The organism is Bacteroides cellulosilyticus, assembly GCF_020091405.1.
In the GTDB taxonomy this organism is placed as follows: domain Bacteria; phylum Bacteroidota; class Bacteroidia; order Bacteroidales; family Bacteroidaceae; genus Bacteroides.
The window spans coordinates 4,308,694-4,320,812 of record NZ_CP081903.1 but is presented as its reverse complement, the minus strand read 5'-3'; the positions used below and the strand labels follow the sequence as shown (position 1 = coordinate 4,320,812).

Annotated in this window: 7 protein-coding genes and 1 pseudogene; all 8 read right to left on the bottom strand. The window is 40.4% G+C overall.

Annotation, left to right across the window (positions count from 1 at the left end):
• Positions 1–12: 12 nt before the first annotated feature.
• The 8 genes and pseudogenes from K6V21_RS16075 to K6V21_RS16040 all read right to left on the bottom strand — a co-directional run bounded on the left by K6V21_RS16075 (position 13) and on the right by K6V21_RS16040 (position 12,104).
• Complete coding sequence (locus K6V21_RS16075) at positions 13–1,788, bottom strand: RagB/SusD family nutrient uptake outer membrane protein (RefSeq protein WP_224319245.1); 1,776 nt, start codon at positions 1,786–1,788, stop codon at positions 13–15.
• Between the two features lie 23 nt (positions 1,789–1,811).
• Positions 1,812–4,970, bottom strand: a complete 3,159-nt coding sequence (locus tag K6V21_RS16070) for a SusC/RagA family TonB-linked outer membrane protein (protein ID WP_224319244.1) — start codon at positions 4,968–4,970, stop codon at positions 1,812–1,814.
• Between the two features lie 225 nt (positions 4,971–5,195).
• A complete protein-coding gene (locus tag K6V21_RS16065; RefSeq protein WP_224319243.1) occupies positions 5,196–6,098 on the bottom strand; it encodes a sugar phosphate isomerase/epimerase family protein in 903 nt (300 codons plus the stop codon).
• 475 nt (positions 6,099–6,573) lie between these two features.
• Positions 6,574–6,810: pseudogene (locus tag K6V21_RS26835) on the bottom strand (KilA-N domain-containing protein); the annotation flags it as partial.
• A gap of 612 nt (positions 6,811–7,422) precedes the next feature.
• Positions 7,423–7,875 (bottom strand): DUF6078 family protein, encoded by a 453-nt coding sequence (locus K6V21_RS16055; protein ID WP_224319242.1) that lies wholly within the window; start codon positions 7,873–7,875, stop codon positions 7,423–7,425.
• 65 nt (positions 7,876–7,940) lie between these two features.
• Complete coding sequence (locus K6V21_RS16050) at positions 7,941–8,174, bottom strand: hypothetical protein (RefSeq protein ID WP_224319241.1); 234 nt, start codon at positions 8,172–8,174, stop codon at positions 7,941–7,943.
• Between the two features lie 107 nt (positions 8,175–8,281).
• Positions 8,282–8,833 (bottom strand): RNA polymerase sigma factor, encoded by a 552-nt coding sequence (locus K6V21_RS16045; RefSeq protein WP_224319240.1) that lies wholly within the window; start codon positions 8,831–8,833, stop codon positions 8,282–8,284.
• A gap of 175 nt (positions 8,834–9,008) precedes the next feature.
• On the bottom strand, positions 9,009–12,104 hold the full coding sequence (locus tag K6V21_RS16040) for a DUF6298 domain-containing protein (RefSeq protein ID WP_224319239.1): 3,096 nt from the start codon (positions 12,102–12,104) through the stop codon (positions 9,009–9,011).
• Between the last annotated feature and the right edge of the window lie 15 nt (positions 12,105–12,119).

Below are 12,119 nucleotides of genomic sequence, written 5' to 3'. Positions count from 1 at the left end.
ACAAATAGCCAATTAATTATATCCCTCATTCTGACCAAATTCATCCGGATTCAAAATTGAATCCAAGAACATCTGAGGGATAGGACGCCATGCATGATGCAATTGAATCAAGGGAATATCCGGGTTATGTCCTTTCACATACTCAACCAGTTTACCAGTTCTTTTTAAATCAAACCAACGCATGAACTCACCACAATACTCACGTGCTCTTTCTTCAAGTATAAAGTCAATAGTCATTTTGTCTGCTCCTACCTCCATTTCAGCTTCTTTGCCCGGCATAGCCGCACGCCGTCGTATATCATTGATGCGCGCTCTTGCTATCTCTTTGTTTCCTCCGGACTTCATTATTTCACATTCGGCAACAATGAAATACATCTCAGGCAAACGCATAGTAATAACATCATTGGCACCAACCTGCGAGTTTGTAGGCAAGCCTCTAGATTCCAAACTTGCATCCTCATATTTCAGTAATGTCGGAAAGTGAATATTAAAGTTGGCACTGCTACTAACTCCCCCATCAGCTGTATACGTATCATCGATATCAACCACAGCGTAAGGTAAGTTACGTTTATCAGCGATTTTCTTCTTGGTAAACAACAAGGCTGTTTCTCCCGGCTGAATAGTTTGGCCGACCATAGATGACGGTTTTTCGAAATAATCTAATTGATCTTTAGTCCAGGAGTAGGCTTTTGCTGTATTTAGTTTATATTCTTCACGGAACCAAGCATTGTATCGAGCATCTACATCTTCATTATACAATTCCAACAAATAACGTGTAGGCATCATAGCCATACTGCCCGACTTGGCATTTTTATCATTTCCATATTCGTAATTCTGCACCATTCCTGCCCTTGCCGAATAACTGGCATGGAAATACATATGCAAACGGTTAGGATTACTAGACTGCATATTCAAAGAAGGCTCAGTAGAATGAGTTACCACAAACATAGCTTCTTTATTAGTCTTGTTATTATTCGGATCGAAGACTTCAGCAGGTGTGTCATACAAAGTCACTTTCAATGTATTTTGATTATCAATGACATACTGGGCTGCATCTTCGGCAATCTTATAATATTTGTCTTTATCTGCCTGGCTGTCACAGTATGCAACACGTGTCAATGCGACACGTGCCAATAGCCCGTATGCCGCCTTTAAAGTAGCACGCCCTACTTCCTTTACAGGATAAGGATCTACCGGCAAGTTGTCAACCGCATTCTGCGCATCAGTCAACATCAAATCATACAAATCCTCGTAACTGCTACGATAGCATTTCATCGAAATACTTTCAGCAGAAGTCTCTTTCGTCCTAAGGTCAACATTGCCATAAATCTCGACCAGATGCCAATAAGCATAAGCACGCATAAAGCTTAATTCTCCAAAGCGGATATCCCTCAGATTTTTATCTTTAAAATCCACCTGATCAATGCGTTCTAAACCAGCATTGCAATCGTTCACAATCTCATAAAGACGATTCCATGTATTCTTTATCTGACCAACGGAAGGAGCCAACTCTTCATATTTAGACATTTGGCGACCATAACCGCAATTAGCAATATTAATCCAAAGATCGCCGCCACCATTCAGTAGCAATACAAAGTCTTCACGCCCATAGAATTGTCCACCCCAAAAGGCATAAGCTGAATTTACTAAAGCTTCAAAGCCAGCTTGTTCCTTGTACACATTGTCCGGAGTACTTCCGGCCGGATTATATTCTTCCAAATCACATGATTGCATGCCCAATAACAGAGCAGCACATGTAACAAACACATATTTCTTATTGTATTTCATGATAGTTGCTTCTTTTTAATATATTAAAAATCAAGATTCAAACCAAATATAAACTGACGCTGCAATGGGGCCTTAGCCGAGCCTCCACGTTCCGCATCGTAATCCTGAATTAAATGATTCTTGGCAAAAGAAAAGAGATTATTGGCAGTTATGTATGCACGAAGTTTAGACACGCCAAACTTTAATGTCAAAGATTTCGGTAACGTATATCCCAATGATACAGTCTTAATCTTCCAATAAGAACCGTCAATGTAATTCAATGTCTGATAACCCAAATAATTATAAAAATTGGTCTGAGACGGACGTGGGAAATCGTTTGACGGGTTCTCTGGTGTCCAATAGTTCAAATATGCGGGAAAGTTACCTTTCCCTTGGGGATCATAAGATCCTGCCAATTCATAATCTATCATCTGTCCCCAACGAGCTATAATATAGACATTCAAATCAAAGTTTTTATAGCTGAAATTATTATTGAAGCCTCCAGTCCATTTCGGTGATTTACTGCCCAAGTATGTTTCATCCCTATCATCAATAATAAAATCATTATTCAAATCTTTCAGCTTGATATCACCCGGTTTAAACGGTTGGGTTTTCTTAGTATCCTTAAAATACTTTGCAGCTTCGTCCACTTCATCTTCTTGCCAGACACCCTGATTTACAAAGTGATAGAATGAATTCAACGGATGTCCTATCAACAAACTGGTAGTAATATGAGAATCTGAACCAATAATATCTTTACCATCAATCAAGTCTGTAATTTCTTCATGATTAGCAGCAAAAGTAAGGGTAGAATTCCATTTAAAGTTTTTATTATCAACGTTTACAGTATTAACTGACAATTCAATACCACGGTTCATTGTCGCACCTATGTTTTGATACATTTTGAATGGAGTAGCATTACTACCTCCCATAGAAGTGGGCAATGTACGAGGCAATAGGATATCTGTTGTCTTAGTCTGATATAAATCAACCACAACCGAAATACGGTTCTTAAATAGTCCTAAATCAAAACCCAAATCCCAGGTATTGGACATTTCCCAACCTACATTTTCATTACCTACATATTCATTATATATATAGTAGGTATAAGCATTATCCTGAAATGCGGAATTTGTTTTCGGTGTCAGACCTGACTGGGTTCCATAAGCCATAATACCGGAATTGCCTGTTTTACCCCAGCTCAAACGTACTTTTAAGTTGCTCAAAGCTTCTATATTTCTTAGGAATGCCTCATCACTAATACGCCATGCAGCCGCAACAGAAGGGAAACTAGCCCATTTATTGCCTTTCGACAAGCGCGAGTCGCCATCCCAACGATTAGAAACAGTCAGCATATAGCGACCTTTATAGCTATAATTAAAACGCAACGCATATGAAAATGTCTGATGCTGGATATAATTAGAACCTATCACATAAGAACTTTTATCATTTGCCCCCAAGTTATGCCACAAGTAAGAATCAACCAACTGGCCTTCTCCTTGTGCATATGCAGAGGTATATTTAGACTGTGTCCATGAAGTCAAAGCTGTAGCACCAAAAGTATGCTCTTTTATTGATTTATTATAACTGAGAATATTATCCCAATTCACAAAACTTTTCTCAGAAGAATTTATTTTAGAGAGCGAAGATGAGTATTGCCCTAAACGATCAATAGAACTTGAACTTTCAAAATCCTGCTTACGATAGAAAGCATAATTAGTCCCCAAATTAGAACGAAAGGTCAAACCTTCAATCGGAGTAAAATCCAAATAGCCGTTAGCTATCAAATTGGTTTTCAAGACATGATGCCTCGCTGCTATTTCCGAAGCTTCATCAACCAACGGACTCACCTGCCCATTTTTCCCCAATGGATATTCCACTACTTTACCGTCTTCATCATAAGCCTTACCAAGAGGGGCATTCGTCGCGGCACGCCACAATACATTTTCAGCACGTTCATCTTGCGCATAATGAGTAATTTGTGTAGTTGCTCCCACTTTTACAGTTCTGCCTAACTTATGTTCGATATTCATACGTAAATTATATTTTTCCATCTTGTCATTCTTGAAAGACCCTCTTTCCTGATAATATCCGGCAGACAATAAAGCGGTTGTTTTCTCAGTACCGCCAGATGCCGTTACCTGATGGCTTTGAACAAGTCCGGTATGGAGTACTTCATCCACCCAATTAGTCCATTCACCATTCTGAATAGCTTGCCATTCCTCCACAGTAAACAGTTTCTGGTCATCAACAGTAGAACTCCACTGACCACCGGTACGGGCAGCTTCACGACGCACTTGCATATAATCTTCGCCACTCAGCATGTCAGGATATTGCGCCCAACCGTTTACACCGAAATAACCATTATAAGAAAACTTAGTCTTGCCCAATGCCCCTTTCTTAGTAGTAATAATGATTACTCCGTTAGCACCTTGCGAACCATAAATAGCTGTAGAGGAGGCATCTTTCAAAACTTCAATAGATTCAATATCAGCGGGAGCAATATCCGAAAAGTCACCACCTTGCATACCATCGATAATAAATAGCGGAGCATTGGCTATATTGTTACCAAACTCATCCTTTACGTCAGACAGTGAACGTTGACCACGAATATTAATGGTAACTCCTGAGGTCGCTTTACCCGAATTACGTATAATGTCCAAACCAGGGACCTGTCCCTGCAATGCCTCCATCGCATTAGATGCTGGTGATTTAACAATATCATCAGATTTTACTGAAGCAATAGAACCTGTCAGATCCCGCTTCTTCATTACACCATACCCTACAACTACGACTTCGTCCAGAGCTTGTGTATCCGCTTCCATTTTAATATTCAGTTCATTACTATTTCCAACAGCTACATTTTGCGTTTTATATCCGATATAAGATATAACCAACTCATTCATATCTGAAGGAACTTCCAAAGAATAATTACCGTCAAAGTCAGTAATTGTGCCTACTGTCGTGTTTTTCACTAAAACGGAAACACCAATTAAGGGTTCTCCATTTTCATCTAAAACCCTACCAGTGACAATACGTCCCTGCTGAATAGCCTGGACTAATTCACCAATAAACAGGTCACTTACATTGGCATACGAAAATGTAGCTGGTATACATAATGCTACAGATAATCCTAAGATAATAGGAGTACGCCTAATACTTCTCTCCCAATCTTGTTTCGGACTTTTTTTTAGGTTTTTCATTTCTATTTAAACAGTTAACAAATTAATAATTGTTTTGTCTTTCTAAATGACGTATATCAAGAAATGTCGTACTCATATATTATTCTAAAAAAAATCCATTAACAACACTTTTCTATATTTTCCCTTCTCCCACCTTATAATAGTCAAAACCTATATAACAAGGCAAGCGACTGAATAAATACATATTATATTTATTCAGTCGCTTACCTCGTTATTACCCCTCATTTATTCCTGAAACACCTTCTTCAAATACTCAATATTCGTCCCATAGTTCTTTCTGACATTATGTACATCATCCTTATCCCGTGAACGCTCTACGACCAGCCATCCGCTCCATCCTATTTTATCGAGTGTCTTTTTAACTTTATTCATATCCAGCCGCTCATTAAAAGGAAGAGTCACCCCATCCGTATCCGTGCAATGAATCTGGCAGATTCTCTTTTTTCCCAAAATCTTAATTTCCTTACACAAATCACGTCCATTCTCTAATGCATTCTGAAATTTGAAATAAATCTTGATGCCGGGAGAATCTACCTCCTTCAATAACTTCACATCACCTTTGGCATCCAATTGGGTTTCAATTCCGATTACTAAACCTTCGGAAGCAGCCATATCTCCCACTTCTTTCAAACGCTTCACAACTTCAGCCCGAAGCTCCGGTTCTCCTTCCCACCCTGCCTTTATTCCTCCTAAAGGAAGAAAAGCAACTTTGGCATCCATCACTTTCATAGCTTCCAAACAGTCCCGAACCAACTCCTTATAATTAGTACGCTCTAAAAAAGACTGACCGTAAAAACCGGACATGGCAACAGAAGGGACTTCCAGTTGAAACTTCCGGGCAGTTTCACGAAACAATTGTTGAAAATGAGGTTCACGCAGTTTATTATCGAACATCTCCCTTTTACCAAGAGATCCCATATCCAATTCTACACCATCACCTTTCAATTCATGTATCAACTGAAACGAACCGATCTTCTGACGCTTCAAAATCATCCAATCACATACGGCTACTTTATAGCGATGTGCAACTTGTATACAATCATCATGAACTGCCTCACAGTTCTGAGCTCCTGCAGGAAGCAAAACAAAAAGAAGTAAATAAATACTAATCAAGACTTGTTTATTCATACTATTAATTAAATTCAAAATTCTTCCCATTTATAATACTATTCAGTTTTTGCGAGAAAACAATATCATTATCCCTGCCCCTAAAAAAGAACAAAAGGAATACTCTTCTAACGAGAGTCAAGTTTATCTTAAACTTAATAACAAGACGAAAAAAATTATCTTCTGTAATCATCAGTTCTTCTATAAAAAAGGACTGAGTTCTTTTTAATAATTTCAAATACAAGATTAATTAAAAAAAAGATCGCATAAGCTGATTACAATTTATTAATATCACGTCATTCAAAATAGGTAACTACTCAAGTATCAAAAGTATGCATAATGCTAAGTCTCACTATCCAAGAATAGCAAGAATGGCATTATATTTAGAATTTCCGTTTTTCTTAGCGGTTTCAACGACAGAGTGAATATTCATAAAGTGGTCAGCCCCCCCTGCTCCGTGCGGAAACATCCGCAGATCTTTTGCTTGACCTTCATTTCCTATTGCGTTTGTCGTACTTATCCATTTTGTTGGCGACAAGGTAAAGGTGTTTAGCCCGGCTTCCTTTTTAAACCCCTCGAATTCGAGGGGTTTAAAATTCGGGTTGTATAAACTCTCGCAAATACCAAGATATTCTATTGTGTTTCGGTTACGCAGCCAGTTCTCGATAACCGCAGTCGGATCATCGCTTTTGTATTTTGCTATATCTGTCAGACTGATATAGTCATTCTCATTGTCTAAAAATAAGACGAAAGAATATAGATTTTGTAATCCTAATGCGGAAAATCGATGCTCTTACTCTTAACACGTAATGCTATAACTGTGTTGCAACGTTGCTGCACATACCTTGCAATGATACTGCACATATCTTGCAGTGATACTGCATATGCTTTACAGCAGCACTGCACATGCTTTACAGTAACACTGTACATGCCTTGCAGCGAAACTGCACACGCCTTGCAGTAAGACTGTTTCCCTTTTGCAGTAATTCAGTGACATGGATGTAGGGAAACAGAACAGTAGTACATTGATTATCGACTCTAATCCCTTTAATTAATATATAGTGGGGATGTGGGTGTCCGCACCGAGAACTACCCACTTGAAAGCTCTTTTATGCACATATTAAGAGAAAAGATTCCATACATGCAAAAACGAAGTATTTATTTGATTCATAATAATATACGCTGGAAAATAGCTTAAAATTCAGTGCTGACAAAACGCTTGTCGTCACTTACCAACACCTTGTCAACACTGCCGTCAAACCCCGACTGACAAAGGGTTTAAGAGTTATCAGTGCTGAAGTGCTGACAACTTTTAAAAAAACTATATTGAGAGAGAATATAGGAATCACCATGCAATCACATATTCAAACCCATCGAATTTGGGAGCAATACCAAGACCGGAGGCACGAAATACATTGGCTATCTTCCGCTGTTCTTCCGGCGAAATCAACCGGTCTCCCTTACGACAATGATAGAAGTAACGTTCGCACGAAAAACAGTTGACGACTCTGAAGCGAATGGAGGGAGCTTCTTTCAGAGGAAAATCGTCAAAAAGATGAGTCATCCCCTTGGCATAGCGGAGCGGCTCGCTCGAACGGTAAAGGGAACAGGCAGACAGGTCGGATAATTGCTCAACATAAATAGCATTCACCGTATTTACGGTTTGAGGTTGCGGTTCTTCGCTCTCTGTGAGCAACTTCGCCGCTATGGCTCTCAGGCAACTGTTCGCCTTGGGACAGCAGTCTTTACCTGCAAAACAATAGGCATAGCCATGAGGGATATCTTGTTTTAATATCATAATGATCTGAAATTAATTGGACATTGCAATTTCATGCAAATGTACCCAATTTATTCCAATAAGCGTCAAAATATACTGCTAATAATCCTATCTTTCAACATTGCACATTCACTTTTCAAGAAACCGCAATCCACATCGGCAGGAGCCAATAATACTGCTTTCGCCTCCTCCGCATCGATTATGTCCTCCGGGTGTACTCTGAAATAAGCTTCCCATTGAGAAGCCAATTCCGGAGCCACACCCAGAACATAATCTATGAAATCTTCATCCATTAAAAAAAACTTTACCTTAGCGCTCATACCTATGTCTTTTTTTAAGCATTTACATAAATAGGACGCTATTATCCCGAACGTGTACTCAATCCCTACCCTCTTTTGCCTATATTAACAGTTTTCCTGCAATCCTATTACCCTACCAAAGCACGTAGTTTTGTCAGTCCCCGATGCATCAAATTGCGTACAGACTGATAATTCATATCCATAATCTCGCAAATATCTTCGTATTTTTTTTCTTCTATATAGTATAAGGTAAGCGCCTCACGCTGCCGGGGAGATAACTGGTCCATAAGGTTATTGACCAGCAAGAGGTTGTTCCGGGTTTTCTCTTCCTCCATATAATCGTCTTCCACATCCGTAGATGAGCCCACATTTATCTCTTCGACAGCCGTGTCGGACATATACATGCGTTTGCGAAGCTCATCACAGAGTTTATTCTTTAATGAAATGAACAAGTAGGACTTCAGATTGTCAATAACACCCAGTTCGTCCTTCTTCACATAAAGCTTCACAAAAATATCGTGGATGCAATCTTTCAGCAACTCTTTATCAATAGTCAACTTCAACCCATAATTAAAAAGAATATTAATGTGCAAATCGTACAGCTCAGAGAAAGCTGCCATATTGCCCGCTTGAAAAGAGGCGAGTAAAGTTTCGGTTGAATTATTAGTCTGTTCCATCATAGCATTAATTCGATTGATTTGATGTTGCAAAGCTATGCGGTATCGACTTAATCTTTAGGTAAAATCTGATATGGAGATTGAAAAAACAAGTACTATGTTTTATAACACTTTTTTATTAGATATTACCTATAAAGAGAAAGATCCCATCGAATTGGCTTCAACGGGACCTTTCATTTTACAGTTTGTGGAACCAATAAATTCCTTCTCCTTTTTCCAGAGTCTTCAAACGGTATATTTCGTTAATTTTCAAAGATTTATATATCACATCCACTCTTCCTGTACCTGGGTGAATGTACTTTAACACATACTTTCCAGACGACAATCGAATAGGAATTTCTGTTCCGGACTTGGAATAAATGATACTTCCGATACCAGATTTTACCATTTTCCTATAGTCATCAGTGTCTGTTTCTTCTACCTCCATCATTGCAGCATCTCTTAGGAAATCTTTGTCAGTGCAGGGTATCACCGGACATGAGCCTCCCGCCATGAATACTGCCCATCCCATAGCCGGATAATTTTGTGCATAGAAAGTAACCGCCTTATCCGGAAACTTCCGGCGATACTCACTCACAGCTTTATATGCTTCATCAAAGGTCACCTTTCCTACCTTCATTTTGCGCATGTGCTGGCGGGGAGCCATATTCTTTCCCCCTTCCGGAGCAAAAATGCCATCCGTTTTATAATGCCAATATCGAATATCAATAATATCTACTACAGCTGCACGTTTCGGATCAGCAAGAACAGCGTCCTGCACATCTTTCGTTGTACTTAATGCTACTTTGGCCTTCTTACCGGTTTCCACCTTCCATTCTGCTATTACATCCAGCCAGAACTGTACAAAATGTAAAGGACCGGTAAACTCTGCACTGGTCAACTGAATCACATTAGGATTATCGGCAAAGTTGTCCAGGCACTGACGAATGTATCGTCTATGCAGCTCACGTCGCACAGGATGATTGATATCATAAAACATATCCGCAACAAAAATGCGTTTATCGCCTGCAAACGGAACAGGTTCCGGGAAGTCCGTTTCATTAATATTATTACTGCTTCTCCAAGGACAGTCCACCCAATGTGCACCGGCTTCCAAAATATTATGCTGAAAATAGTTCTCATGGAACAAGAGCAATCCTTCTTTACTTCCCTTTTCCGCAAACTCTTTCAGACGTGCCCAATACCATGCATTGGGACGATTCAGATCATATTTACTCAATCCTTCCCAGGCAATACCTTGACCGCTACGTCCGAAAGGTTGTTCATAAAAGGGGCCCCATACATCTCCATCGCGCCGACGGATACGTTCATGGTCATCCCGGCGACGATCATACCAAAGTCCGTAATTCTGGTCAAATACGAGTATATGATTCCGCTTCATAAAGTTAACGACTGAATCTATACGGTCTGTCAGTCCCAACCCCTCACGCCCGGGGACAAAGCGGGTAATTGCCGGACTTGCCTTCTTCAAATAGTTGGTTCTGAGCTTACCATTCCACCAAGGAGTAGTGCGGCTTTTTCCCACCAACAAGACCCCATCCATTTGAACACGCCCATTTGCAATAACCATTTCCGGTAGGTCTCGCGTTTCGCCCTGAATTGTCTTTTTCTCTTTAATATCCTCAATAGATTTCAAGCCGACAACTGACACCGAAGGAGCAAATTCCCTCTCCTCAATCCAATGTTCCAATGTCAGACGTGGCTCATAAGCTTCTTTGGCAAGTTCCATTGCCACTTCTACAGTAGGACTGCTCGTTGCACTTGTATTTCTGGGCAGAATACGGGCACGCTCAGCACATTTCTTCTGCAAACGCGCTTCCAACTGGGCATAAAAGATGCTACGAGGTTGCACATGATTATTGGATTCCGCCCATTCACCGTCGCCGGAGAATTGTGCCCAACACCCATACGCGCGGTTTTTCGCATCTTTTGCCGGAGTATAACACTCTATCTCAGCGGCTGTACATTGCCAGAATAAACTATTCGCTGTATTCCAACCTGCTCCATTCTTATCTTGTCCCAGATTCTTAAATGTAAGATTATGACCATCGATATTAACCACATCAAACAGCAATCCGCACGCCCAGGAATCAATAGATCCGCTGAATCCCAATGATTCATACGAATCGCATTGCACAAAGGCATTGGGTCCGGCAGCACAATATCCGGCAGCAAAGTCGTGAATGCCCTGCTCAGAATAACAACGCTGAAATAAAGTCTGCTGTCCCAATGTATGGAAAGTACAACGGCGCATTCCTCCTATTTCAGATATCGGTTCCCGGGAAATACAGTCCTCAACCGTAATTCTTGATCCGGTACGCTGGACAATAACCGCACTACCTGAAAAATGTCTGAAACTCACTTGTCTCACCCAACAGTTCTCCGCCTCTCCGATAGAAATACCTGTCCAGCAATGGTCTTCATCTTTAGAATAACGCCTGTCATAATCGGAAACCAATGTCATATTTTCAATTCCACACTCCTGAATGCGACCGTTCCATTGATAAAGAATGAGAGAAGAAGCCCCATATTGAGCATCCAATGCCACCGTCAATGGTGCATCCAGAGTAATCTGATTACCGTTTACTTCGCTGATTGTCCGATCCCATGTCAGGTCCATATCACCCGGCTTCCATCCTAAAGCACTAATACCGCCTCCAAAAATATCACACCCTAAGGAGGTAATCCACTCTTTGCCGGAAGGGCGATTCACCATCACTCGGTCTCCTTTCTTTAAAGAAGTGCCCGAAGCAACCTGTAATGTTCTTGCATTCACAGGAACATAAGCTGAAAGAACCTGCAAGGTATCTTTTGCCCTCAGATTGTCCGTTCCTTCTATATATATAAGTGCTCCTCTATCTACACCTTTCTTTAGCAGAATAGTTTTTTCTCTATCCATACCACGCAGAACAATGCCGGACGCGGAAATACGAAGTTCCCCGGATAAGCTGAATTCTCCACGATCCAGTAATACGGCTCCACGGAAACCAGAAGCATTGGGAGTCAATGACGCTACATAGTCAATGGCACGCTGGATTCGCGCAGTATTATCACCCGCCTTCCAGGGTACAAACACTGCATTGTCCACAGAAGGAATATCCTGCCCGGAAGCATGGTAGCCGCAATAGGAGAAATCGAGTATCCGGTTTCCCCGTTCATCATTCAGGTAAGTAATTCCTTCATTCTTAACCTGTAAAGCAAAGGTTTGCGCATATCCCTGCACAACCCCTATACTCAATAATCCCAGAAGGATTGTTCTCAATTGCATATTCATTACAATAAACTTTAT

Coding starts and splice junctions, on each gene's coding strand:
- K6V21_RS16075 (WP_224319245.1), bottom strand. CDS start 1,788: ATGAAATACAATAAGAAATATGTGTTTGTTACATGTGCTGCTCTGTTA.
- K6V21_RS16070 (WP_224319244.1), bottom strand. CDS start 4,970: ATGAAAAACCTAAAAAAAAGTCCGAAACAAGATTGGGAGAGAAGTATT.
- K6V21_RS16065 (WP_224319243.1), bottom strand. CDS start 6,098: ATGAATAAACAAGTCTTGATTAGTATTTATTTACTTCTTTTTGTTTTG.
- K6V21_RS16055 (WP_224319242.1), bottom strand. CDS start 7,875: ATGATATTAAAACAAGATATCCCTCATGGCTATGCCTATTGTTTTGCA.
- K6V21_RS16050 (WP_224319241.1), bottom strand. CDS start 8,174: ATGAGCGCTAAGGTAAAGTTTTTTTTAATGGATGAAGATTTCATAGAT.
- K6V21_RS16045 (WP_224319240.1), bottom strand. CDS start 8,833: ATGATGGAACAGACTAATAATTCAACCGAAACTTTACTCGCCTCTTTT.
- K6V21_RS16040 (WP_224319239.1), bottom strand. CDS start 12,104: ATGAATATGCAATTGAGAACAATCCTTCTGGGATTATTGAGTATAGGG.